This is a genomic window from Kytococcus sp. Marseille-QA3725 (genome assembly GCF_054950055.1).
Genome location: NZ_JBUCLA010000001.1, coordinates 561142 through 584424 on the forward strand (window position 1 = coordinate 561142; position 23283 = coordinate 584424).

Annotated in this window: 21 protein-coding genes; 16 read left to right on the top strand and 5 right to left on the bottom strand. The window is 73.9% G+C overall.

Going from position 1 to position 23283, the window contains the following annotated elements; all coding sequences use genetic code 11:
* Positions 1-27 precede the first annotated feature (27 nt).
* Entirely contained in the window at positions 28-987 is a 960-nt protein-coding gene (locus tag ACY8FT_RS02540; protein WP_462417376.1) for an ROK family glucokinase, read from the top strand.
* Positions 988-1035: 48 nt separating this feature from the next.
* On the opposite strand, the gene ACY8FT_RS02545 is transcribed toward ACY8FT_RS02540, so the two are convergent.
* The gene (locus tag ACY8FT_RS02545; protein ID WP_462417377.1) at positions 1036-1821 is read right to left on the bottom strand and encodes an alpha/beta hydrolase; all 786 of its coding nucleotides are present in this window, start codon (positions 1819-1821) and stop codon (positions 1036-1038) included.
* Positions 1822-1944: 123 nt separating this feature from the next.
* On the opposite strand from ACY8FT_RS02545, the gene ACY8FT_RS02550 reads away from it, so the two are divergent.
* The 3 genes from ACY8FT_RS02550 to ACY8FT_RS02560 are packed head-to-tail and all read left to right on the top strand — an operon-like array spanning position 1945 to position 4416.
* Entirely contained in the window at positions 1945-2679 is a 735-nt protein-coding gene (locus ACY8FT_RS02550; protein ID WP_462417378.1) for a lysophospholipid acyltransferase family protein, read from the top strand.
* Complete coding sequence (locus tag ACY8FT_RS02555) at positions 2676-4052, top strand: class II 3-deoxy-7-phosphoheptulonate synthase (RefSeq protein WP_462417379.1); 1377 nt, start codon at positions 2676-2678, stop codon at positions 4050-4052. The genes ACY8FT_RS02550 and ACY8FT_RS02555 overlap by 4 nt, the downstream gene beginning before the upstream one ends.
* Position 4053: 1 nt before the next feature.
* Positions 4054-4416 (top strand): Rv2175c family DNA-binding protein, encoded by a 363-nt coding sequence (locus ACY8FT_RS02560; protein WP_462417380.1) that lies wholly within the window; start codon positions 4054-4056, stop codon positions 4414-4416.
* A 29-nt stretch (positions 4417-4445) separates the two neighbouring features.
* Here the strand turns inward: ACY8FT_RS02560 and ACY8FT_RS02565 are convergent, their stop codons facing one another.
* Complete coding sequence (locus ACY8FT_RS02565) at positions 4446-5534, bottom strand: polyprenyl synthetase family protein (protein ID WP_462417381.1); 1089 nt, start codon at positions 5532-5534, stop codon at positions 4446-4448.
* Between the two features lie 187 nt (positions 5535-5721).
* Between ACY8FT_RS02565 and ACY8FT_RS02570 the strand changes: the two genes are divergently transcribed.
* The 9 genes from ACY8FT_RS02570 (at position 5722) to ACY8FT_RS02610 (ending at position 16862) form a co-directional block, all read left to right on the top strand.
* Entirely contained in the window at positions 5722-6036 is a 315-nt protein-coding gene (locus ACY8FT_RS02570; protein ID WP_462417382.1) for a DUF6504 family protein, read from the top strand.
* A gap of 61 nt (positions 6037-6097) precedes the next feature.
* A complete protein-coding gene (locus tag ACY8FT_RS02575; protein WP_462417383.1) occupies positions 6098-6559 on the top strand; it encodes an SAV_6107 family HEPN domain-containing protein in 462 nt (153 codons plus the stop codon).
* Positions 6559-10275, top strand: coding sequence for a DNA polymerase III subunit alpha (locus ACY8FT_RS02580; protein ID WP_462417384.1), 3717 nt, complete (start codon positions 6559-6561; stop codon positions 10273-10275). Before ACY8FT_RS02575 ends, ACY8FT_RS02580 begins: the two co-directional genes overlap by 1 nt.
* A complete protein-coding gene (gene dinB, locus ACY8FT_RS02585; protein ID WP_462417385.1) occupies positions 10269-11489 on the top strand; it encodes a DNA polymerase IV in 1221 nt (406 codons plus the stop codon). The genes ACY8FT_RS02580 and dinB overlap by 7 nt, the downstream gene beginning before the upstream one ends.
* Positions 11490-11528: 39 nt before the next feature.
* Entirely contained in the window at positions 11529-12233 is a 705-nt protein-coding gene (locus tag ACY8FT_RS02590) for a hypothetical protein (RefSeq protein WP_462417386.1), read from the top strand.
* Positions 12234-12346: 113 nt separating this feature from the next.
* Positions 12347-12541: a DUF7455 domain-containing protein gene (locus ACY8FT_RS02595; RefSeq protein WP_462417387.1), complete on the top strand. Its 195-nt coding sequence runs from the start codon at positions 12347-12349 to the stop codon at positions 12539-12541.
* 5 nt (positions 12542-12546) lie between these two features.
* Positions 12547-13047 carry a DUF456 domain-containing protein gene (locus tag ACY8FT_RS02600; RefSeq protein WP_462417388.1) on the top strand — a complete coding sequence of 167 codons (501 nt, stop codon included), beginning with the start codon at positions 12547-12549 and terminating at the stop codon, positions 13045-13047.
* Between the two features lie 113 nt (positions 13048-13160).
* A complete protein-coding gene (locus ACY8FT_RS02605) occupies positions 13161-15293 on the top strand; it encodes a DNA gyrase/topoisomerase IV subunit B (RefSeq protein WP_462417389.1) in 2133 nt (710 codons plus the stop codon).
* Between the two features lie 123 nt (positions 15294-15416).
* Positions 15417-16862, top strand: a complete 1446-nt coding sequence (locus ACY8FT_RS02610) for an APC family permease (RefSeq protein ID WP_462417390.1) — start codon at positions 15417-15419, stop codon at positions 16860-16862.
* A 55-nt stretch (positions 16863-16917) separates the two neighbouring features.
* On the opposite strand, the gene ACY8FT_RS02615 is transcribed toward ACY8FT_RS02610, so the two are convergent.
* The 3 genes from ACY8FT_RS02615 to ACY8FT_RS02625 are packed head-to-tail and all read right to left on the bottom strand — an operon-like array spanning position 16918 to position 20136.
* Positions 16918-17361 (bottom strand): ATP-binding cassette domain-containing protein, encoded by a 444-nt coding sequence (locus ACY8FT_RS02615; RefSeq protein WP_462417391.1) that lies wholly within the window; start codon positions 17359-17361, stop codon positions 16918-16920.
* Complete coding sequence (locus ACY8FT_RS02620) at positions 17342-18451, bottom strand: ABC transporter transmembrane domain-containing protein (RefSeq protein ID WP_462417392.1); 1110 nt, start codon at positions 18449-18451, stop codon at positions 17342-17344. Before ACY8FT_RS02620 ends, ACY8FT_RS02615 begins: the two co-directional genes overlap by 20 nt.
* Positions 18448-20136, bottom strand: a complete 1689-nt coding sequence (locus ACY8FT_RS02625; protein WP_462417393.1) for an ATP-binding cassette domain-containing protein — start codon at positions 20134-20136, stop codon at positions 18448-18450. Before ACY8FT_RS02625 ends, ACY8FT_RS02620 begins: the two co-directional genes overlap by 4 nt.
* Positions 20137-20300: 164 nt before the next feature.
* On the opposite strand from ACY8FT_RS02625, the gene ACY8FT_RS02630 reads away from it, so the two are divergent.
* The 3 genes from ACY8FT_RS02630 to ACY8FT_RS02640 are packed head-to-tail and all read left to right on the top strand — an operon-like array spanning position 20301 to position 23226.
* A complete protein-coding gene (locus tag ACY8FT_RS02630) occupies positions 20301-21407 on the top strand; it encodes a FecCD family ABC transporter permease (RefSeq protein ID WP_462417394.1) in 1107 nt (368 codons plus the stop codon).
* Positions 21404-22216 carry an ABC transporter ATP-binding protein gene (locus ACY8FT_RS02635; protein WP_462417395.1) on the top strand — a complete coding sequence of 271 codons (813 nt, stop codon included), beginning with the start codon at positions 21404-21406 and terminating at the stop codon, positions 22214-22216. The genes ACY8FT_RS02630 and ACY8FT_RS02635 overlap by 4 nt, the downstream gene beginning before the upstream one ends.
* Entirely contained in the window at positions 22213-23226 is a 1014-nt protein-coding gene (locus ACY8FT_RS02640) for an ABC transporter substrate-binding protein (RefSeq protein ID WP_462417396.1), read from the top strand. Before ACY8FT_RS02635 ends, ACY8FT_RS02640 begins: the two co-directional genes overlap by 4 nt.
* Positions 23227-23283 lie beyond the last annotated feature (57 nt).

The following is a 23283-nucleotide window of genomic DNA, read 5'->3' on the forward strand; positions in this document are numbered from 1 at the left end:
CAGTCCGCCCCGCTCCCAGGAGGTCCCATGCCACTCGCCATCGGTGTCGACATCGGGGGCACCAAGATCGCCGGTGCCCTGGTCGAGGACGGGTGCATCCTCCACCGTGCCAGGGCCGAGACGCCTGCCCAGGACGTCGTCGAGATCGCCCGGGCGGTCGTCACCGTGATCGAGGACCTGCGCGGGGAGGCCGGTGACCGGGAGGTGGTCGGGGCGGGCATCGCCTGTGCCGGCTTCGTGGACGCGGCCGGTGAGCGGATCATGTTCTCGCCGAACCTCGCGTGGCGCGAGGAGCCGCTGAAGGCCACCGTGAGCGAGCAGGTCGACCTGCCGGTCCGGCTCGAGAACGACGCGAACGCGGCTGCCTGGGGGGAGTTCCGCCACGGTGCGGCCAGCGAGCACGACGACATGGTGCTGGTCACGATCGGCACCGGCATCGGCGGTGGGATCGTCAACCAGGGGGTCCTGCTGCGGGGGGCCTCCGGGATGGGCGCGGAGATCGGCCACATGCGCGCGGTGCCGGACGGGCACCGGTGCGGTTGCGGGAACCGCGGGTGCTGGGAGCAGTACGGCTCGGGCTCCGCGCTGGTCCGTGAGGCCCGGGACCTCGTGCGCTCCGGCACGCCCCACGCGGCACGCCTGGCGGAGGCGTGCGGGGGCGACGTGGACCGGCTCGAGGGGGCGGACGTGACCCGCCTCGCCGAGGAGGGGGACCCGGCCTCGGTGGAGCTGCTCGACGACCTCGGTACGTGGATCGGGGAGGGGGCGGCGAGCCTCGCCGCGGTGCTGGACCCGGGCACGATCGTCATCGGCGGAGGGGTGAGCGCGGCCGGTGACCTGCTGCTGGAGCCGGCGCGGCGGGCGTTCGGCAAGTCCCTGACCGGCCGGGGCCACCGACCGTGGCCCGACGTGCTGCTGGCCTCCCTGGGCAACGACGCCGGGGTGATCGGTGCTGCCTCGATCATGAGCGAGGCCGCGGCGGAGTGACTGGCGCCCCGGGCACCTCGTCCTCCGCAGGGCGGTCCGGTGGCCGCCTCAGGCGGTGACGCGACGGGCGAACGCGACGGACTCGGCGTGGATGCGCTCGGCGTCGTGGTCCAGGGTCGCCACGTGGAAGCTGTCGGGGAGCACGACCTCGGTGACGTCCGTCGCGGAGACCCGGCGCAGGATCGCGGCGCTGCTGCGGGCGGGCACCACGTGGTCGACGGCCGAGCGGAGCAGCAGCACCGGGCAGGTCACCTCGGCCGCACGGCGCCGGACACCCCGCCAGAGAGCACGCTGGGAGTGCAGGGCGTGCAGGGGCACCCGGTCGTAGGCCAGCTCGGCGGGCGCCTCGGGGTCGGCGACGTCCCCGGCGATTCCCGCCACGTCGGGGACCACCTGACGCACCAGGGGAGTGAGTCGGACCAACGGGTTCACCGCGGCCACGGCCGGGTTGACGAGCGCCAGCCCCGCGACGCGGGCGGGGTGGGCGATCGCGAGGGCGAGCGCCAGCGCACCGCCCATCGACAGGCCCCCGACCACTGCGGGCCGCTCGTGGCTGGCCCGCAGCAGGGAGCGCTCGGCGGCGCGGTACCAGTCCTGCCACCCCGTGCGGTTGGCGGCCTGCCAGGTGCGGCCGTGGCCGGTCAGCCGCGGGGCGTCCACGGTGTGGCCGGCGGCGGCCAGCGCGTCCGGCCAGGAGCCCAGCCCCTGGGGTGTTCCGGTGAAGCCGTGCAGGAGGAGCACCCCCGCGCGGTCGGGCGATCCGTCGAGGTGGCGGCCCTCGGCGCCCTCGAGCACCGTGCGGGTGGAGGGCAGGGGCGCCGGCGCGGTTCGCATGCCGGCATCCTTCCACGCCGCAACCCGTGAAAAGATGCCGTGGTGCGGTGGAGACCAGACCGCGCCGCAGGACCTCGCCGGCCGCGACCGAGCCGGCGAGCGAGTCGAGACGCAGGAGAACAGGTGCTCTACTGGACGTTGAAGAACGTGACCCTGGGCCCGGCGCTGAAGGCGCTCTACCGCCCGACGGTCCACGGCCTGCACCACGTGCCGCGCAACGGCCCGGCCATCATCGCGGCCAACCACAGCAGCTTCTTCGACTCGATCGCGCTGCCGATGGTGGTGCCCCGCCAGCTCCGGTACCCGGCCAAGGCCGAGTACTTCAACCAGCCGGGCATCAAGGGCCGCGCGATGGCGGCGTTCTTCCGCGGGGTCGGGCAGATCCCGACCGACCGGTCGGGTGGCCGGGCCAGCCTGGCCGCCCTGGGCGAGGCCGAACAGGTGCTCAAGGACGGCAACCTGCTGGGCATCTACCCCGAGGGCACCCGGTCGCCGGACGGGCGCCTCTACCGCGGTCGCAGCGGTGCGGTCCGCCTCGCGCTGTCCACGGGCTCGCCGGTGGTGCCGGTGGGGCTCGTGGGGGTCGACGAGATCCAGCCGATCGAGGCGTCGATGCCGAAGATCCGGACCTTCACGGCCACCTTCGGGGAGCCGTTCGACGTCACGGCCCACGTGCAGTCACTCCACGCGGACGCCTCCGAGGAGGAGCGCGCACGGGCGGTCCAGCGGCCGGGGCGCGACGACCTACGCAGCGCGACCGATGAGATCATGCGACGAATTCAGGCGATCACAGGACAGGAATACGTGGACGAGTACTCGAGTGTCGTGAAGTCCCGGCGAGCGGCGGAGGGCGCATGAACCCCTCGTTCGGTGAGTCCCACCACCAGCCGCTGCCCGACGCGGTCGACTGGGCCGACCTGCCGGCCGCCCAGCAGCCCACCTGGGCCGACCCGGAGGGGGCCGGGCGGGTGAAGCACACCCTGCGCCGCTACCCGCCGCTGGTCTTCGCCGAGGAGTGCGACACCCTCGCCGAGCAGCTGGGTTCCGCCGCGCTGGGGGAGCGCTTCGTCCTGCAGGCCGGTGAGTGCGCCGAGACCTTCGACCAGGTGACGGCCAACAGCATCCGGGACCGGCTGGGCGTGCTGCTGCAGATGGCGGCCGTCATGACCTACGGGGCCGGGGTGCCGGTGGTGAAGGTCGGCCGCATCGCCGGCCAGTTCGGCAAGCCCCGTTCGAGCGATACCGAGACCCGGGACGGGGTGGAGCTGCCGAGCTACCGCGGTGACATGGTCAACGGCTTCGCCTTCGACGCGGCCTCCCGTGAGCACGACCCGCAGCGCATGCTGGCGGCCTACAGCGCCAGCGCGGCGACGCTCAACCTGGTGCGTGCCTGGACCACCGGTGGCTACGCCGACCTGGGCAACCTGTCCACCTGGGGTGCGGCCGCCGACACCGAGGCCACGCGCGAGTTCGACGAGGTGAGCCGCGGCATCGAGCGGGCGCTGCGCTTCACCAAGGCCGTCGGCGCGGACTCCCCGGCCTTCCACGCCACGGAGTTCTTCGCCAGCCACGAGGCCCTGGTGATGGACTACGAGAAGCCGCTGACCCGCATCGACTCGCGGACCGGCAAGCCGTACGCGACCTCCGGCCACCTGCTCTGGTGCGGTGAGCGCACCCGCGACCCGGGCGGCGCCCACATCGACTTCCTGGCGTCGGTCTCCAACCCGGTGGGCGTCAAGCTCGGTCCGACGACGTCGGTCGAGGACGTCAAGCGCCTGGTCGACCGGCTGGACCCGCAGCGCACCCCGGGGCGCCTGACCTTCATCTCCCGCATGGGGGCAGGTCGGATCCGGGAGTCGCTGCCGCCGCTGGTGGAGGCCGTCCGAGGGCTGGGCGCCCAGCCCCTGTGGCTCACCGACCCCATGCACGGCAACACGTTCACCGGGTCGACGGGGTACAAGACCCGGCGGTTCGACGACGTGGTGGACGAGGTCCGGGGCTTCTTCGAGGTGCACGGGCAGCTGGGGACGGTCCCCGGCGGGCTGCACGTGGAGCTCTCCGGCAGCGACGTGACCGAGTGCATCGGCGGCGTCGTCCCGGTGCTCGAGGAGGACCTCGGTGCCCGCTACGAGAGCCCCTGCGACCCGCGGCTGAACCGCAACCAGAGCCTGGAGCTCGCGCTGCTGGTGGCGCAGATGATCGGCGACGACCCGACCCTCGGAGGTGCCTGAGATGACGGACCGACCCGACCTGCTCGACACGATCGAGTGGCTGACGGTCCCGGACCTGGTCGAGCGGCTCGGTCTGGGGGTCAGCTCGGTCCGGCAGCTGGTCAAGGACCGGGAGCTGCTGGGGCTCCGGCGCGGCGAGGGCAACGTCCTGCAGGTGCCGGCCCTGTTCCTCAGCGGCGACCGGGTGCTCGGTCCGCTGCCGGGGACGATCACGGTGCTGGGCGACGGCGGGATGACCGACGAGGAGATCATCCGCTGGCTGTTCGAGCCGGACGAGACCCTGCGGGAGGGCTCGGCGATCGCCGATCTCCACGCCGGGCACAAGACCGAGATCCGGCGGCGGGCGGCCGAGGCGGCCTGGTGACCCGGCCCGCCTGACCCGCCTGACCCGGGTCAGGCGGAGCGCTGCGTGGTGAGGTGCGCGAGCTCGGCCAGGGCGTCGGCCGCGGTGGGGTCGATGGCGGGACGTGCCGCGTCGAGGGCGGCCAGCGCGTCGTCGCGGTCGGCGGTGATCTGCTGCTCGACGGCTCGTGCGGCGCCGGTGGAGACGATGAGCTCCCGCATCCAGTCGGTGTCGGCCGGGGAGAGGTCGGGGGACCCGAGGAGCTCCTCGAAGCGCGCGGCGTCGGAGGGGGCTGCGGCGTCGAGCACGCCGACGACCAGGGCGGTGCGCTTGCCCTCCCGCAGGTCGTCCCCGGTGGGCTTCCCGGTGAGCGAGGGGTCGCCGAACACGCCGAGCTCGTCGTCGCGCAGCTGGAAGGCGAGGCCCAGGTGCAGCCCGTAGGTGCTCAGGTGCTCGCGGGTGGCGGGGTCCACCCCGGCGGAGTCGGCGCCGATGAGCAACGGGTGCTCGATGGAGTACTTGGCGCTCTTGTAGGTCATGACGCGGCGGACCCGGTCGGTGCGCGCCGCGGTGTCGTCGCTGTCCCAGGGGCGGGCCGCGTTGAGGATGTCCAGGAACTGGCCGCCCATCAGCTGGGTGCGCATCAGGTTCCAGGTGGGCAGGGCGCGCTGCATCCGGTCGGCCGACCAGCCGCAGCCGGTGAAGGCCGCGTCGGCCCAGACCAGGCAGAGGTCCCCGGCGAGGATCGCGCCGGCCACGCCGTGCTCGCGGGGTGAGCCCTCCCAGCCGTGCTCGCGGTGGCGCCGGGCCCAGGTGCGGTGGGCGGTCGGGACGCCGCGTCGGGTGTCGCTGTCGTCCATGACGTCGTCGTGCAGCAGGGCCGCGGCCTGGAAGAACTCCATCGCGGTGGCGGCACGGAGGGAGGCGTCGTCCGCGGAGCCGCCAGCGGCGAGGTGTCCCCAGTGGAGGAACCCGGCACGCAGGCGCTTGCCGCGCCGCATCAGCAGCTCGATGGCCTCGGCGAGCTCGTCGGCGGCGGGGTCGAGGGGGGTCAGGTGGGCGCGGTGGGTCGCGATCTGGTCGGTGATGCTCGCGGTGATCGCGGCCTGGAAGGCCTCGTCGAGGGGGTGTGGGGTCACGGGCACATCGTAGGCGTCGGGCGGTGGACGGGGGCTGCTGGGGCGGGCCCGGGGGAGGTTGTCGGTGTCGTATGGATGAATGACCTTTGACCGAAGATCTCGTACACGCATACGATGCGTGCGGGGTCGACGATACGGCATCCGGACGGCCCGTGGGGTGGCCCGGACCGACGGGAGGAGGGACGAGATGAGGCGGTGCGCCGAGTCGGTGGAGGTGCGGACCCTGCAGGACGGATGGGAGCCCGGCGGGCAGCCGGATGCCTTCGTCTGGCGGGGACGGCTCTACGTGGTGTGCGAGGTGCTGGACCGCTGGCGACGGCGCCACCCGTGGTGGCGCCACGTGACCGAGGCCGAGGGGCTGGCCCTGGAGGCCGGCACCGACCAGGAGGTGTGGCGGGTGGAGGCCCGGGCCGGGCGGCACCGTCCGGCCGGGGTGTTCGACCTCGTGGCCCCGCCGGTGGGTGTGGCCGCGGGGTGGCGGCTGGACCGGGTCCTGGACTGACCCGGTCGGGCACGCACGGCAGCAGGGGAACGCAGGCAGCGGGGAAACAGGGAGGACGGACATGACGACGATGACGGGTGCCCCGACGGCGACGATCGGGGTGGGCGCACCGGCCGGGACGGTGCTGGACCTGATGGAGCGGGCGCGGACGAGTCTGGCGGAGGCCTGTGCGAGTCCGGTGCCCGAGGAGCGGTACGAGGCAGCGCACCTGGCCGCTCTGCGGGCTGCGGCCGCCGTGGTGGCGGCCCGGTCGGTGCCGGGACGGGCCTCGCGGCCCCGCAGCGTCTGGGAGCTCCTCGGTGGGGTGGCCCCGGAGCTCCGGGAGTGGGCGGTCTTCTTCGACGGCTCGGCCCGGCGCCGGGCCGCTCTCGCCCGGGGACGGCAGTGCTCCCAGCGGGAGGCGGACGACCTGGTGCGGCAGGTGGACGAGTTCGAGCAGCGGATCCGGGGTGTGCTGGGGCTGCCCGTGCTCCCCTCTGCCACGGCACTGCTGGTGGCCGGCTGGCCGGTCGAGGGCCGGTGATGTCCGCGGGGTTCGCGCACCTGCACGTCGCCTCGAGCTTCTCGCTGCAGTACGGCACCTCCACCCCGCAGGACCTGGTGGACCGGGCGGCGGCCTGGGGGCAGTCCCACCTGGCGCTCACCGACCGGGACGGGTTGTATGGAGCGGTGCGCTTCGCCCGGGCCTGCACCGAGGCCGGGCTCGTCCCGGTGCTGGGGGTGGACCTCGCCGTGGCCCACGGGGACGGGGCCCGTCGGGAGGAGGTCCCGGCGCGCCGGTCACCGGTGCGGGGCGGGACCTGGGTCGACGAGAGCCACGACCGCGTGCGGGTGCTGGCCGCGGGCCGGGAGGCCGGCTCCGGCCACGGTGTCGGTTGGGCGGCCCTGTGCCGCCTGGTCTCGGCGACCCACGCGGCGGGGGAGCGGGGCGAGCCGCGCACCACCGGGGAGCTGGTGGCCGGTGCTGCCCCGGCGGTCCGGGTGCTCCTGGGGCCCGACTCCGACGTCGGCCGGGCGGTGCTGGGGCGTCGTCGCCAGGAGGCACGGCGGGCCCTGGAGCGGTGGGTGGACCGGGTGGCCGGGCAGGTCGGGGATCTTCGTGAGGCGCGACGGGTCGTGGTGGTGGAGTTGGTGTGCTCCGGTGCCCCGGCCGGGCAGCCGGGCTGTACCGACCAGGCGGTGGGCATGTGGCGGCTGGCCGAGGAGGCCGGCGTGCGGACGGTGCTCACCGCTGCGGTGCGGCACGCGGACCCCGCCGACGTGGTGGTGGCCGACGTGCTCGACGCAGCCCGCAGGCACGTCCTGCTGGACCCACGGCACCTGGAGCAGCGGACCTCGGCGGCGCACCTGGCCTCCTCGGCCGCCATGGAGCGGGTGGCGCGGTGGCTGGCCGACCGGGCCGGTGGGCCGGACGCGGCCGCCGACCGGCTGCTGGCCACCACCGGGCAGGTGGCGACCGAGTGCGGCCTCTCGGCCCGGGACGACCTGGGGATCGGGTCGGTGCACCTGCCGGAGCCGGAGGTGCTCGGGTACGCCGACGCCACAGACGCCCTGCGGGGGCTGACCGAGCGCTGTCGGAGCGCGGTGGACGGGCTGTACCGGCGGGCCGGTGAGCGGCGGCGGGCGGTCGACCGCCTTGGTGCGGAGCTGGCCACCATCGAGCAGCTGGGGTACGCCACCTACTTCCTGACCGTCGCGCAGGTGTGTGGCCTGGTGCGGGGGATGGGGGGACGCGTGGCGGCCCGGGGGTCCGGGGCAGGCTCGCTGGTGAACCGTCTGCTGGGCATCAGCGGGGTGGACCCGCTGCGGCACGACCTGCTCATGGAGCGCTTCTGCTCCCCGCTGCGGGCGGAGCTGCCCGACATCGACATCGACGTGGAGTCCGACCGGCGCACCGAGGTCTACGAGCGCGTCCTGGAGCACTTCGGCGCCGACCGGGTGACCTGCGTGTCGATGATGGAGACCTATCGGGTGCGCCACGCGGTGCGGGACGTCGGCGCGGTGCTCGGCATGCCCCCGGTGGAGGTGGACGCGATCGCGAAGGCGTTCCCGCACGTCCGGGCCCGGGACGCGCGATCGGCCATCCGCGACCTGCCCGAGCTGCGGGCCGCCGGGCTGGACGCCCCACGGCTGCAGCGGATGTTCGACCTGGTCGAGCGGCTCGACGGCCTGCCCCGCCACATCGCGCTGCACCCCTGCGGGGTGGTGCTCTCCCACGCTGGTCTGCGGGACCGCACCCCGGTGGAGGCCAGCTGGCTCGGGTTCCCCATGAGCCAGTTCGACAAGGGCGACGTGGAGGACATGGGACTGCTCAAGCTGGACGTGCTGGGCATCCGCATGCAGTCGGCCATGGCGCATGCGGTGGACCTCGTGGAGTCCACCGTCGGGGTGCGCATCGACCTCGACGACGAGGAGCAGGTGCCCCACGACGACGCCGAGACCTACGGGCTCATCGGCTCCACCCGCACCCTGGGGTGCTTCCAGATCGAGTCGCCGGGGCAGCGGGAGCTGGTCGGCAGGTTCGGGCCGCGCACCTTCGAGGACGTCATCATCGACATCTCGCTGTTCCGGCCCGGTCCCGTGAAGTCGGACATGATCACCCCCTTCCTGGCCGCCCGGCAGGGGTGGGCCGAGCCGCTGCTCATGCACCCGGCCCTCGCCGAGCACCTGGCCAGCACCGAGGGGGTGGTGGTCTTCCACGAGCAGGTGCTGCAGATCCTCACCGCCACCACCGGGGTGAGCCTGGCGCACTCCGACGAGGCCCGACGGGTCATGGGGACGACCGAGGGCCGGGAGGCCGTGGAGCGGTGGTGGCGGCCGGCGGCCGCGGCCCGCGGGTTCACCGGGGAGGTGGCCGACCGCATCTGGGAGGTGCTCGCCGCCTTCGCCTCCTTCGGCTTCTGCAAGGCGCACGCGGCGGCCTTCGCGCTGCCCACCTACCAGTCCGCCTGGCTGAAGACGCACTACCCGGCCCACTTCCTGGCCGGGGTGCTCACGCACGACCCGGGCATGTACCCCAAGCGGCTGATCCTGGACGACGCCCGGGAGCTGGGGGTCGCCGTGCTGGGGCTCGATGTGAACGCCTCCGGGGAGGGCTACCGGGTGGAGCCGCTGGCCGGCGCCGTCGGTCGGGGGACGGATGGTGACGGAGAGCCGAGCGGCCCGGAGGACCTGGACGTCCCCCTCACCGAGGTCGATCCGGACCTCGCGCTGGAGCGGGTCCGGCAGCGGGCCCGCCGCTGGGGGCTGCGCATCGCCCTGTCGGAGGTGAAGGGGATGGGCCGGGACGACGCCCGCCGCATCGTGGAGGGGCAGCCGTACACCTCGTTGGCGGACTTCTGGCAGCGCGCCCGGGTGGACCGCCCGCTGGTGGAGCGCATGGTCCTGGCCGGGGCCTTCGACGGCTTCACCTCGCCCGGTCGGCGGCGCGACCTGCTCGTGGAGCTGGTGGACCTCGAGCGGTGGCGCACCCCGCGCCCCCGGACCCGTCGGGCCCGTCTGGTCACGGAGCGGGCCGAGCAGGACCGGCGCCGGCAGGCCGAGCAGGGGGCCCAGCTGACCCTGGACCTGCCGGCCCCGGGGGCGGGACGGGATACGGGACTGCCCCCGATGGAGCCGGAGGAGCAGGTGGCTCACGAGCTCGACGTGCTGGGCATGGACGTCACCGCCCACGTGCTCGAACCCCACCTGCCGACCCTGCGGGCCCTGGGGGCCACTCCCGCACGGGACCTGCTGGGGCAGAGGTCAGGTGCCGAGGTGCTGGTGGCCGGGGTGAGGGTGGCCACGCAGACGCCGCCGGTGAGGTCGGGGCGCCGCGTGGTCTTCGTGACCCTGAACGACCCCACCGGGGCCAGTGATGCGACCTTCTTCGAGGACGTCCAGGGCCCGTACGCCACGGTGCTCTTCCAGTCGTGGTTCCTGCTGGTCCGGGGCGTCGTGCGCAGGACCGGCCCGCGCGGGGTCTCGCTGCGGGCGACCGGGGCGTGGGAGCTCTCCGGGCTCACCGAGGCCCACCGGGCCGGTGGGACGGACGGGCTGTTCGCGGCCTGGGAGGAGCGTGACCGCCTGCAGCACGAACGCCACCGGGCCGGCCAGGAGGCCGCGCGGGCCGCCGGACCGGTGGGGCGTCGGGTGCTCGTGCACGCCTCCGGCTACCGCCAGTCGCCGTACGCGGACATCGGCGTCGCCGGCCCCTCCCGCAAGCTCTGGCACAGCTCGCCCGGGAGCTCGGGATGGTGACCGTGGGGACGCCGGTGGACCCGGTCACGGCCCCGGCCGCCCCGCAGTCGACCGTCCTCCACGTGGACATGGACGCCTTCTACGCCTCGGTGGCCCTGGTCGACCGCCCCGAGCTGCGGGGGACCCCGGTCATCGTCGGGGGCGGCCACCGGTCGGTGGTCCTCTCGGCCACCTACGAGGCCCGGGCCCTCGGGGTGCACTCGGCCATGCCCATGGCCCGCGCCCGCCGGCTGTGCCCGCAGGCCACCGTCATCCGTCCGGACCACGACCGGTACGCGGCGGTGTCGGCGGCGGTCATGGAGGTCTTCCGGCAGGTGACCCACGCGGTGCAGCCGATCTCCGTGGACGAGGCCTGTCTCGACCTGGCCGGGACGGCCCGCAGGTGGGGCACCCCGCTCCAGGTGGCCCGGTGGATCCGGCGCACCGTGGCCGCCGAGCAGCAGATCACCTGCTCGGTGGGGATCGGTCCCAACCCCTTCGTGGCCAAGGTGGCCTCGGGCCGGGCCAAACCGGACGGCGTCCTGGAGGTCGCCCCGGCCGAGGTCGTCTCCTTCCTGCACCCGCTGGGCGTGGGCGCGCTCCGGGGGGTGGGGGAGCGGACCGAGGAGCAGCTGGCCCGCTTCGGGCTGACCACGGTGGCCCAGGTGGCCCACACGCCCGTGGCCACGCTGCAGCGGATCGTCGGCGTCCACGCCGGGGCCGTCCTGGCCGAACGGGCCTGGGGGCGTGACCCCCAGCGGGTGCAGCCGGTGGTCGCGGAGAGGACGATCGGCAACGGCCAGACCTTCGACCACGACGTCGACGACCCCCGGCAGGTGGAGACCCGGCTGCTGCTCCTCGCCGAGCGGGTGGCGGCCCGGGCCCGTGCGGCCTCGGTGATGGGGCGCACCGTCCAGGTGACCGTGCGCTTCGCGGACTTCACCACCGTGCAGCGGTCCCGGACCATGCGCCGCCCCAGCGACGTGAGCCGGGAGATCCACGAGACCGCCCGGTCGGTGTTCGCCTCGCTCGGTCTGCAGCGTGCCCGGGTCCGGATGGTGCGGATCACCCTCTCGGGACTCACCCCCACCGAGCGCACCCCGCGACAGGCGATGCTCGACGAGCCGGAGGTCGGGTGGCGGGAGGCCGATGCGGCGATCGACCGGGCCAGTGCCCGGTTCGGCGCCGGCATCGTGCGCCCGGCCAGCCTGCTCCCCGAGGGTCGTGGGCCGTGAGGAGGAACACCTCCGGGCGTAGACTGGCCGGAACCGGGCGTGCGACCACCGCCGCCGCAGATCGGTGTGCACCTGGAGGTGACCATGGCCCTGTCGGAGGAGGAGCAGAGCCGGCTGGACGCCCTCGAGCGTTCCCTGCTGTCCACGGGCTCCGACGACCACTCGCACATGCCCGAGGTCGAGCGCGTCGCGCGCACCGACGACTCGGACGGCCCGGAGTTCCTGGCGGTCTTCGTCGGGGGGCGTGCGAAGAGCGGGTCGGACCAGACCGCCGGGGCCCACCCCGTCGGTGGCGCCGACGGACCGGGGAGCCGTCGCCCTGCCGGGGCCGCTCAGCGTGTCACCCCGAGGCGCATCGGCCTCACCCTGCTGTTGGTGCTGCTCGGCATCGGCCTGTACGCCGTCGCGCTCTGGGCTCAGCAGCCCTGGGTGGGGGCCGGTGGGTTCGTCCTGCTCCTCCTGGCCGTCGGGGCCTGGCTGCGTCCCTCCTCCGGCCACAGCCGGTCCGGTGCCGCCGGTTCGCTCCGCGGCGGTCCGGCCGCCCCCGGCGGCACAGGACGCGGCAGGGTCGGCTCCGGTCCAATGGGACGCCGTGACGCCCCGGGCGGTGGCCGGAAGGCCGGTGGCCGCGGCACCACCCGGCCCGGGCGAGGTGGGCCGGCCGCCTCCGGTGGCTCCCGCAGCTCCTTCATGGAGCGCCTCGAGGGTCGGTGGGAGATCCGCCGCAACCAGCGGGGGCAGTGATTGCGCCCACGGCGAAACGTGGAACGCGCCGCCCGCCCCTGCTGTTGAGATGGTCACGGACCCCGGTGCCGGGGTCCGTGACGACGTACCCAGCACAGACCAGGAGGTCCCCCGTGGAGACTGCTGTCGCCCCCGTCCTCACCGCCGCCGACCGTTGCGACCGCTGCGGTGCCCGCGCCTACGTGCGCGCCCTCGTGGCCGGCTCCGCGCTGCACTTCTGCGCCCACCACGGCCAGGAGCACCTGCCCGCCCTGCGTGAGCGCGGAGACGTCGAGGTGCTCGACGAGACCCACCTGCTGCAGGGCTGACGCCGGTGGACTGGACCGTCCTAGTCGGGCTGCTCGTCGCGGCCCTCATGGTCACCGGCCTGGTCGGCAGCGCCCTGCTGGTGCTGCCCGGGCTCGTCCTCGTGTGGGGTTCCACCCTCGTGTGGGCCCTCGCGGTCCAGTCCGCTGCCGGCTGGTGGGTCTTCGGCATCGCCACCCTGCTGGCCGGTACCGCCGCAGTGGTGCAGTGGCTGATCCCGGGCCGCCGCATGAAGGCCGCCGGGATCAGCACCACCACCCTGCTGGCCGGCGTGGCCGCCGGCATCGTCGGCTTCTTCGTCATCCCCGTCGTGGGGCTCTTCGTCGGCTTCGTGGCCGGCATCTTCCTCGCCCAGACGCTGCAGGGGCCCGCCGGCTCCCTGACCCCCTGGCAGGCCACCGTCATGGCGCTCAAGGCCGTCGGCACCAACATCCTCATCGAACTGCTCGCCGGCATGCTCATCGTCGGCACCTGGGTCGGCAGCCTCGTGCTCACCGCCCTGCTCTGAGGGGGCCGCACGGGCATCGAGGGAACGCACCCGGTCGTCCACACCCCGAGCGACAGCGGCCGCCCGGCGTGCCCGACCGGAGGCCGTCGGTGGCGTCGCCTAGGTTTGGGCTCGTGAATCCCCGCAGTGCCCCGGCCTCCACCACGACCTCCTCCGACTACGACGCCCGTCACCTCCAGGTGCTCGAGGGCCTCGAGGCGGTCCGCAAGCGCCCGGGCATGTACATCGGCTCCACCGACTCCCGGGGCCTCATGCACTGCCTGTGGGAGATCATCGACAACTCCGTCGACGAGGCCCTCGGTGGCTACGCCAGCGGCGTCGACATCACCCTGCACGCCGACGGCTCGGTCGAGGTGGCCGACGACGGCCGCGGTGTTCCGGTGGACATCGAGCCCCGCAGCGGCCTGACCGGCGTGGAGCTCGTCTACACCAAGCTGCACGCGGGCGGGAAGTTCGGCGGTGGCTCGTACACCGCATCCGGTGGTCTGCACGGCGTCGGCGCCTCGGTGGTCAACGCGCTCTCGGCCCGCCTCGACGTGCAGGTCGACCGCGCCGGCACCACCTGGGGCATGAGCTTCCGCCGCGGGGAGCCCGGCGTCTTCGCCGACGACGCCGACGGACCGTCCCCCTCCAGCACCTTCGAGCCGTTCACCACCGGCAGCGAGCTGCAGAAGGTGGGCAAGGTCAAGCGAGGGGTCACCGGCACCCGGGTGCGCTACTGGGCCGACCCGCAGATCTTCCTGGCCGACGCCGAGTTCTCCTATACCCAGCTCACTGACCGGGCCCGCCAGACGTCCTTCCTGGTGCCCGGCCTGCGCCTGACGATCACCGACAAGCGCCGCCTGCCCGGCACGCCGGGGGAGCACGGCACCCACACCGAGACCTTCCTCCACGAGGGCGGCATCACCGAGTTCGTCGACTACCTGGCCCCCGACGAGGCGGTCACCGACGTGTGGCGCCTGCAGGGGAGCGGGACCTTCACCGAGACCGTCCCGGTCCTCGACGACAGCGGCCAGATGGTGCCCGCGGAGGTCGAGCGCGACTGCGAGGTCGACGTGGCCCTGCGCTGGGGCACGGGCTACGACACGACGCAGCGCTCGTTCGTCAACATCATCGCCACCCCCAAGGGCGGCACCCACGTCGCGGGCTTCGAGCAGGCGCTGCTCAAGGTGGTCCGCAAGCAGGTGGACGCGAACTCCCGCAAGCTCAAGCCGGGCAAGGACCGCGTCGAGAAGGACGACGCCCTGGCCGGGCTGGCCGCGGTGGTGACCGTCCGGCTGGCCGAGCCGCAGTTCGAGGGGCAGACCAAGGAGGTGCTGGGCACCTCGGCGGTCCGCAGCATCGTCTCCAAGGTGGTCGAGACCGAGTTGACCGCCCTGCTCACGAGCACCGCCCGGGGCCAGAAGCAGCAGTCGGCGGCGGTGCTGGAGAAGATCGTCGCGGAGATGAAGTCCCGCGTCTCGGCGCGCATGCACAAGGAGACGCAGCGCCGCAAGAACGCGTTGGAGACCTCCTCGCTGCCCACCAAGCTGGTGGACTGCCGCTCCACCGAGACCGAGGGGTCCGAGCTCTTCATCGTGGAGGGCGACTCGGCCCTGGGCACGGCCAAGCTGGCGCGCCAGAGCGACTTCCAGGCGCTGCTGCCCATCCGCGGCAAGATCCTCAACACGCAGAAGGCCTCGGTGGCCGACATGCTGAACAACGAGGAGTGCGCGGCGATCATCCAGAGCATCGGGGCCGGGTCGGGGCGCAGCTTCGACCCGGAGGCCTCGCGCTACGGCAAGATCATCATCATGACCGACGCGGACGTCGACGGCGCCCACATCCGCACCCTGCTGCTGACGCTGTTCTTCCGCTACATGCGGCCGCTGGTCGACGCCGGGCGGGTGTACGCCGCGGTGCCGCCGCTGCACCGCATCGAGGTGGTGAACCGCGGCAAGGCGAACGACTACGTCTACACCTACTCCGAGGCACAACTGCACTCCGAGCTGGCCCGGCTGCGGAAGAACGGCCGGACGCTCAAGGACCCGCTGCAGCGCTACAAGGGTCTGGGCGAGATGGACGCCGACCAGCTGGCCGAGACGACGATGGACCCGGCCCAGCGCACCCTGCGGCGGGTCACCATGGCCGACGTCGAGGCCGGCGAGCGGGTGTTCACCCTGCTCATGGGCTCCGAGGTCGCGCCCCGCAAGGACTTCATCATCAACAACGCCGCCGCGCTGGACAGCGAGCGCATCGACGCCTGACGGCCGGGAGGGGACGCCCTCCAGGGGTCGGAGCGGCCCGGTTCCGGCCGCGGGGTCTCGCTCCGGCAACGAAGTGCGTGTCCATCTGGCGATTCCGCGGTGACATGGCGCACTCTGTGCCCCATGAGTACTGCCACGTCACACACGGCTCCGAACCCGGACGGATCGGTGGCTCCCTCCGGGGAGGAGACCGAGCTGAAGCGGGTGATGGGGCCCAAGCTCCTGCTGCTGTTCATCATCGGCGACATCCTGGGCACCGGGATCTACGCCATCACCGGCAAGGTGGCCGGGGAGGTCGGCGGCGCCGTCTGGGTGCCCTTCCTCATCGCCTTCGCCATCGCCATCATCACCGCCTTCGCGTACCTGGAGCTCATCACCAAGTACCCGCACGCCGGTGGTGCGGCCAACTTCATCCACCAGGCCTTCGGCATCAACTTCCTCACCTTCCTGGTGACCTTCACGGTGATGGCCTCCGGCATCACCTCGGCCTCCACCTCGGCCAAGGCCTTCGCCTCCAACCTCGCCGCCGGCGTCGGCACCGACTGGGGGGCCGAGAGCCTGCCGGTGATGCTGCTGGCCGTGGCCTTCATGGTCGTCGTGGCCCTAGTCAACTTCCGCGGTGTGGCCGAGTCGGTCATGCTCAACGTGGTGCTCACCTGCATCGAGCTCACCGGTCTGCTGCTGGTGATCTTCGTCGGTCTGTGGGCGGTAACCGGCTTCTCCGACGCCCCGGTCGACTTCTCCCGGGCCATGATGTTCGAGACCGAGGGCGACAAGAGCGTCTTCCTGGCCGCGACGGCCGGCACCTCGCTGGCCTTCTTTGCGATGGTCGGCTTCGAGGACTCGGTGAACATGGCCGAGGAGACCAAGGACCCGATCAAGACCTTCCCCAAGATCATGCTCAGCGGCCTGTTCATCACCGCCGCGATCTACGTGCTGGTGTCCATCACCGCCGTCGCCCTGGTGCCGGTCGGCCAGCTGCAGGAGGGCGACACCCCGCTGCTGCAGGTGGTCCAGGCCGGTGCGCCGAACCTGCCCATCGACACGATCTACCCGTTCATCGCGATGTTCGCCGTGGCCAACACGGCCGTGATCAACATGCTCATGGCCTCGCGCCTGCTCTACGGCATGGCCAAGCAGGACGTCCTGCCGCGCCCACTGGCGCTGGTGCACAAGGGCCGCCAGTCGCCGTGGGTGGCCATCATCGTCACCTCGCTGCTGGCCATCGGCCTGATCACCTTCGTCGGCAAGATCGCGGACCTGGGCGGCACGACCGCGCTGCTGTTGCTGGCGGTGTTCGCCCTGGTGAACGTGGCCTGCATCGTGCTGCGTCGCCGGGACCACGAGATCGGGCACGACTACTTCAAGGCCCCCGGCTGGATCCCTTGGGTCGGTGCCCTGGCCTGCGCCTACATGGTGGGTCCGTGGACCGGGCGTGACGCCGAGCAGTACGTCATCGCCGGTTGGCTGATGCTGGTGGCGCTGGTCATGTGGGCCCTCACCTGGTTCCTGAACCGTGCGCTCTACGCCAAGCCGACGCGCGTGCGCCACCCGGAGGACCTGTACTGAGGAGGTGACCCGCCGGACGCAGCGTGTGTGACGTCCGGCGGCGTCACCCGGGGGTTCAGAGCGTGATGCCCCGTTCCATCCGGGCCACCGTCTCGGCCCGGTGGGTGGCCACCACCACCGTGCCCGGGTACTCCGCGAGGATGCGGGAGACTACCTCCTCGGTGGTCGGGTCCAGGCTCGCGGTCGGCTCGTCGGCCAGCAGCAGCCGGGGGCGACGCACGAGCGCGCGGGCCAGGCACAGCCGGGCCCGCTGACCGCCGGACAGGCGCAGTCCGCCCTGGCCGACCTCCTCGTCGAGGTCCGCCCAGTCGGCGGCGCCGACGCGGTCCAGCACCTCCCGTAGCTCGGGGTCGGGGACCGCCTCCGTCCCGCGCAGCAGGTTCTCCCGCACCGTGCCGCGGAAGAGGGTGGCCCGCTGGTCCACCAGGGCGACGACGGTGCTCTTCCCCGCGCCCGAGGGCCCCACGAGTGCGACGTGCTCACCGGGCCGGACCTCCACCGACCAGTCGTCGAGGGGGCCGGTCGCCGTCGTCGTAGGCGAAGGACACCCCCTCGAGGCGCAGGCCCAGCGGTCCGTCCGGCAGCCGCCTCGTCCTGCTCGGCGGCGCGACGACGGCCGGCCGCTCGGTGTCGGCGACCACGCGGGCCGCCGAGGCGGCCAGGGGGTGGAGCCGGGCCAGGGTGTTCGAGGCGTCCGTGGCCGCGGAGAGGCCCACGAGGGCCACGGCCAGCACCACGGGCAGCAGGGCGGGGGAGAGGGCTCCCGGTGAGCCGGCCGGCAGGGTGGCGGCCGGGGCGCTCGCCGCCAGCACCGCGATGACGGCCCCCGCGACCGTCAGCTCGCGCAGCCCCGTGACGAACTGCTCGGCCAGCTCGCGCCGGCGGGCGACGGCGGTGGCCCGGTCGGTCAGCTCCGTGGAGTCCTCGACCACCCGGGGCACCAGGCCGTAGGCGAGCACCTCGCGCAGGGAGCCCAGCGCGTCCACCACCCGCACCGACAGGTCGTCGTGCAGCTGCTGCTCCTGCACCCCGAGGCGGCGGACGGCCCGTCGCCCCACCCCTCCGGTCAGGGCGATCAGCAGGATGCCGACGACCATCGCCCAGGCGGCCGGCGGCAGCAGCATGCAGGCCGCCACCAGGCAGGTCCCGGCCACGACGACGGCGGTGACCAGCTGGCCCACGGTGTGGGCGTAGAAGAACTCGAGCCGCTCGGTGTCGTCCATCGCCACGGCGGCCACCTGCCCGGAGTGCTCGCGCCGCCGCGCCGGGATGCTGCGGGCGAAGCCGTCGAACAGGGCGCCTCGGAGCCGGGTGAGCACCCGGAAGGCCAGCCCGTGCGAGAGGTCCATCTCCTGCCAGGTGAGGGCGGCGCGCAGCAGCACCAGGAGCGACGTGCCCACCCACCAGGCGGCAGGCGGCGGGGCGTGCTCGACGACGGCCCGGCCGACGGCCCAGGCGGTGAGCACCTGCAGGGCACCGAGCGCCAGGGCGCTGGCGGTGCCGACGAGCACGCCCAGCCCCATGCGGTGCCACTGGGGGCGCAGCACCGGCAGGAGGGCGCGGAAGGAGCCTCGCGGGTCGGTGCTCATGCCACCTCCCGGTGCAGGCGGCCGTCCTGCAGTCGCAGCACCTGCGGCACGCCGGCCAGCGACTCGGGCCGGTGGCTGGCCATGAGCACCACGTGGTCGCGCGCCACCCTGTGCAGGGTGTCCAGCACCGATGCCGCGGACACGGCGTCCAGGGCACTGGTCGGTTCGTCGACGAGCAGCACCGGCCGCCGGGCGAGCAGGGCACGGGCCAGGGCGAGCCGCTGGGCCTGGCCGCCGGACAGGCTGGATCCGGCCTCGGTGACGGGGGTGTCCAGGCCCGCGGGGAGGGCCCGTAGCTCGGCCAGGATGCCCGCGTCCCGGCACGCCGCCACGACCTCCTCGTCGTCTCGCCGGGCGCCGGCGAGCAGGTTCTCGCGCCAGGTGGCGGTGAACAGCACGGGGTGCTGGGAGACGACGGCGACGTCCTCGGGCCGCAGCGGGGTGCCGTCCAGGCGCAGGGTGCCTGCCGCGGGCGGCAGCAGGCCCAGCAGGAGGTCGAAGAGGGTGGACTTGCCAGCCCCCGAGGCGCCGACGACCGCGGTGAGGCCGCCGGACGAGGCGGTCAGGTGCAGGTCGGTGAGCACGGGGGCCGGTGCCCCGGGGTAGGCGAACGAGAGGCCGGCGACCTCGAGCCGGTGGCCGGGGTGCGCCCCGCGCTCGGGGGCGGCCCGGTACGGGGTCTCAGCCCCCGCGCGGGAGGCGGTCGGGGCGACGCCGTCGGGGGCGTCCGCGCCCTCCTCGACCGTGAACGCGCGCAGGGCGGTCAGCCCCGGGACGGCCGTGAGCCCCAGGAAGCCGGCGTGCCAGTGGCGGGAGAGGTCCCGCAGCGGACGAAAGGCCTCCGAGGCCAGCAGCAGCACGAGGTAGAGCTCGAGCGCCGGTGGCCGGTCGGTGGCCGCGTGGAGCACGGCGGTCATGGTGGCCGCGACCACCCCGGCCTGCACCGCGAGGTCGAGCACACCGGTCTCGGCCAGGGAGACGCGCATGAACCGCTCGGTGGCCACCCGCAGTCCCTCGGAGCGCTCCCCGAGGCGGCGCCGGGTGGCCGCCACGTCACCGAGCAGACGCAGGGTCGCCATGCCGCGCAGGGACTCCAGCAGGTCGTCCGCCAGCGCCTCGTAGGAGTCCCAGTGCTCCAGCCCCCGGCGGGCCGAGACCCGCTTCCAGGCCAGGGGGCCGAGCAGGGCCGCCAGCACGGCCAGCCCCACGCAGAGCCCGGCCGGGGGATGGAGGACCACCAGGGCCAGGACGACCAGCGGGCTCACGAGGAACACCTGGGCGGCCGCCGGGACGTAGCGGACCACGTAGGCGTCGATGCCGTCCACGCCGTCGACCAGCGTGGCCGCGAGTGAGCCGTCCCGTGCCCCGGGGTCGTGCAGCCGGTCGGCCGTCAGGGCGGCCCGCATCGCACGCTCACGCACGCGGCGCCGGATGCTGCCCCCGAGTCGCGAGGCCGCCGCGGTCTGGGCCACCGAGAGCGCCAGCCGCACCAGCGCGATGCCCACGAGCGCGAGCAGCGAGTGCGTGACGGTGCCCGCGTGCTCCTGCAGCACGGCGGCGAAGCACACCGCCACAGCGACGGCCTGCGCGAGGTGCGTCAGGCCCACCAGCACCAGCAGCCCCACCGACGCGGCGAGCGCCGCGGGTTCGGCGAGGGCCTCGCGCCACAGGGCGCGGACGATCATCACGTGGTCCTCCCCGGGGCGACGGGCCGGTGCGGGCCCGGCGTGGCGGCTGTTTGAGAATCGTTCGCGCGTACCCTAACCTCAGGCCGCCTCGGGCGCTCCGCCCATCGGCCGACCGCGTGTTCCCGGTCGCCACCCCGTCGCACCTGCCGAGAGGACCCCTCATGATCCCTGCCCGTCCACGCGCCGGTGGGCCGGCGGCCACGGTGTCGCGGGGCCGCCGGCCGGGCGTGCTGGCCGCACGACTGCTGGTGCCCGGGCTGTCGGTGCTGCTCCTGCTCCTGGTCACCGTCTCCAGCGCGGTCGGCGCCATCGAGGTGGGCCCGGTGGACGCCGGCAGGATCATCCTCGGCCACCTGCTGCCGGGCATGCCCTGGATGTCCGACGGGTCGCTGAGCCCTGCGCAGGACAGCGCCGTGTGGCAGTTCCGGGTGCCCCGGGTGGTGCTCGCGGCGCTCGCGGGGGCCGGTCTCGCGCTCGCCGGTGCGCTGCTCCAGGCCGTCGTGCACAACGCGCTGGCCGAGCCGTACCTGCTCGGCGTCTCGGCCGGGGCGGGCATGGGCGCGGTGGGCTACATCGTGCTCGGCATCGGCATCAGCACCCTGGGCATGGGGGCCTCGGCCTTCCTCGGAGCCATGGTGGCCACGGCCGCGGTCTACCTGATGGCGCGCTCCGACGGGCACGTCGCCCCGCAGCGGCTCATCCTGGCCGGTGTCGCGCTGGGGTCGCTGTTCAGCGCCGTCACCAGCTACCTCACGATCTCCACCGACGCCCAGAACGTGTACAGCATCATGTTCTTCCTGCTGGGCTCGGTCTCGGCGGCCACCCTGCCGCAGCTCGCGCTCCCGGCGGTGGCCCTGATGCTGGTCCTCGGTTTCGCGATGCTGCGGGCCCGGGCCCTGAACGCCCTGCTGGTGGGCGACGACGCCGCCGGCTCGCTCGGCATCGACGTGCACCGCCTGCGCACCCAGGTCCTGGTGGCTGCCGCCCTGCTGACCGGTTCAGTGGTGTCGGTGGCCGGGGGCATCGGCTTCGTCGGGCTGGTGGTCCCGCACGTCGCCCGCATCGTGGTGGGGGCGGACCACCGGCGCATGCTGCCGGTGGCCGTGCTCGCCGGTGCGGTCCTCCTGGCCGGCTGCGACCTGTTGGCTCGCACGCTGGCCGCGCCGGAGGAGATCCCCCTCGGTGTGCTCACCGCCCTGGTCGGGGCGCCCTTCTTCCTCTGGCTCCTGCGACGTGACGTCGCCGAGGTGGCGGTGGGGGCGCGATGAGGGTCGAGCTGCGAGGACTCGAGGTGCGGCGGGGCGAGCGTGCCGTCGTCCGCGGCGTGGGCCTGCAGGTCCCCTCCGGCACGGTGACCGGGCTGCTGGGCCCCAACGGCAGCGGCAAGTCCACCCTGCTGCGGGCCGTCACCGGCATCCAGGCGGTGCACGCAGGGCAGGTCCTGCTCGACGACACCCCGGTGACCGCGCTGGGGCGCCGCGAGCTGGCCCGCCGGGTGGCCGTGATGGCCCAGGAGCACAGCGAGGAGTTCGACCTCCCGGTGCTGGAGATGGTGCTGCTCGGGCGCATCCCGCACGGCAGGGGCTTCGGGCGGGACTCTGCGGCGGACCTGGAGCTCGCGGGCAGTTGTCTGGAGCAGGTGGGGGCCTCCCACCTCGCCGACCGCATGTTCTCCCGGCTCTCCGGCGGGGAGCGGCAGCGGGTGCTCTTCGCCCGTGCACTCACGCAGGAGACACCGGTGCTCGTGCTGGACGAGCCGACCAACCACCTCGATGTCGCCCACCAGCTGGAGCTGCTGGACCTCGTGCGCGCCGCGGGGCGGACGGTGCTGGTGGCCCTGCACGACCTCAACCTGGCGGCCCGCAGCTGCGACGCGGTGGGCGTGCTCGTCGACGGGGTCCTCGTCGCCCACGGCCCACCGGACGACGTGCTGCGCCCCGACCTGGTGCGCACCGGGTTCGGCGTCGAGTCGACGCCCGTGGCCCACCCCCGCACCGGCCGTACCCACCTGCTGTTCGACGAGCGCGTCGAGCGGCCCACGAACCGCCCCACCACCCGTCGGAAGGACACACGATGACGCCTCGCCCCACCCACCGCCTGCACGTCGCCGCAGGAGCCCTCGCCATGGCCTCGGTCTGCCTGACCGCCTGCGGATCCGGCGTCTCCGCCGGGGAGTCCTCCGACGGCGGGAAGGACGAGGCGGTGACGATCGAGAACTGCGGCCGGGAGGTGACCGTGGAGCGCCCGCCCGAGCGGCTGGTGGGGCTGATGCCCTCCCAGACCGAGCTGCTGCTGCGGCTGGGGGCCGGTGACCGCCTCGTGGGGCAGGCCCAGACGAAGACCTCCGCGCTGCCGGAGGAGCTGGCCGCCGAGGCCGAGGACGTCCCGGTGGTGAGCACGGACTCCCCGCCCGGCCGGGAGGACCTGCTGGCCACCGAGCCGGACCTGGTGGTCTCGCCCACCGAGTACGAGTTCACCGCCGAGCAGGGGTACGCCAGCCGGAAGCAGCTGGACGAGCAGGGGGCCGCCTCCTACGTCGCGACCGGTGGGTGCGCCGACCGGCGCAACAGCGCCGAGGTGACCGACCTGGTCACCGACATCGAGAACCTCGGTGCGCTGGTGGGCGAGCAGCAACGCGCCGAGGAGCTCTCCGGTGACGTGACCAGCCGGCTCGAGGACGTGGAGAAGGCCCTCGGCGACCGGGAGCGGCTCTCGGTGGCACAGGTCTACGTGGAGGGCAGCACCCTGGGCGTCATCGGTGCGGGGGTCGAGGCCGACATCATCGCCCGCGCCGGTGGGGAGAACGTGTTCGACCCCGACGCGCCGGAGTTCAAGGACTTCTTCGCCTCCGAGGTCAGCCCCGAGGAGATCGTGGACCGCCGGCCCGACGCCATCGTGTTCGGCGTCGCCGACGCGAAGGACGAGAAGCGGGTGCGCAGCTACCTGCAGAAGACCTTCCCGCAGGTCCCGGCCGTCAAGGAGGACCGGCTCGTCGCGGTGCCGCAGAGCGACCTCTACCCGGGGGCCCTGGGCAACGTGGGGGCGGTGGAGCACATCGCCGCCGAGCTCTACCCCGACGCCTTCTGAGCAGCGCCGCGGCCCCGCACCCGAGGGGTGCGGGGCCGCGGCGTGCGCGGGGCGGGG

What these genes read in the sequence shown, in the direction of transcription:
- ACY8FT_RS02540 (WP_462417376.1), top strand. Translation starts at nt 28, where the DNA reads ATGCCACTCGCCATCGGTGTCGACATCGGGGGCACCAAGATCGCCGGT.
- ACY8FT_RS02635 (WP_462417395.1), top strand. Translation starts at nt 21,404, where the DNA reads ATGAGGGTCGAGCTGCGAGGACTCGAGGTGCGGCGGGGCGAGCGTGCC.
- ACY8FT_RS02545 (WP_462417377.1), bottom strand. Translation starts at nt 1,821, where the DNA reads ATGCGAACCGCGCCGGCGCCCCTGCCCTCCACCCGCACGGTGCTCGAG.
- dinB (WP_462417385.1), top strand. Translation starts at nt 10,269, where the DNA reads ATGGTGACCGTGGGGACGCCGGTGGACCCGGTCACGGCCCCGGCCGCC.
- ACY8FT_RS02570 (WP_462417382.1), top strand. Translation starts at nt 5,722, where the DNA reads ATGAGGCGGTGCGCCGAGTCGGTGGAGGTGCGGACCCTGCAGGACGGA.
- ACY8FT_RS02620 (WP_462417392.1), bottom strand. Translation starts at nt 18,451, where the DNA reads ATGAGCACCGACCCGCGAGGCTCCTTCCGCGCCCTCCTGCCGGTGCTG.
- ACY8FT_RS02610 (WP_462417390.1), top strand. Translation starts at nt 15,417, where the DNA reads ATGAGTACTGCCACGTCACACACGGCTCCGAACCCGGACGGATCGGTG.
- ACY8FT_RS02640 (WP_462417396.1), top strand. Translation starts at nt 22,213, where the DNA reads ATGACGCCTCGCCCCACCCACCGCCTGCACGTCGCCGCAGGAGCCCTC.
- ACY8FT_RS02580 (WP_462417384.1), top strand. Translation starts at nt 6,559, where the DNA reads ATGTCCGCGGGGTTCGCGCACCTGCACGTCGCCTCGAGCTTCTCGCTG.
- ACY8FT_RS02630 (WP_462417394.1), top strand. Translation starts at nt 20,301, where the DNA reads ATGATCCCTGCCCGTCCACGCGCCGGTGGGCCGGCGGCCACGGTGTCG.
- ACY8FT_RS02555 (WP_462417379.1), top strand. Translation starts at nt 2,676, where the DNA reads ATGAACCCCTCGTTCGGTGAGTCCCACCACCAGCCGCTGCCCGACGCG.
- ACY8FT_RS02560 (WP_462417380.1), top strand. Translation starts at nt 4,054, where the DNA reads ATGACGGACCGACCCGACCTGCTCGACACGATCGAGTGGCTGACGGTC.
- ACY8FT_RS02575 (WP_462417383.1), top strand. Translation starts at nt 6,098, where the DNA reads ATGACGACGATGACGGGTGCCCCGACGGCGACGATCGGGGTGGGCGCA.
- ACY8FT_RS02625 (WP_462417393.1), bottom strand. Translation starts at nt 20,136, where the DNA reads ATGATCGTCCGCGCCCTGTGGCGCGAGGCCCTCGCCGAACCCGCGGCG.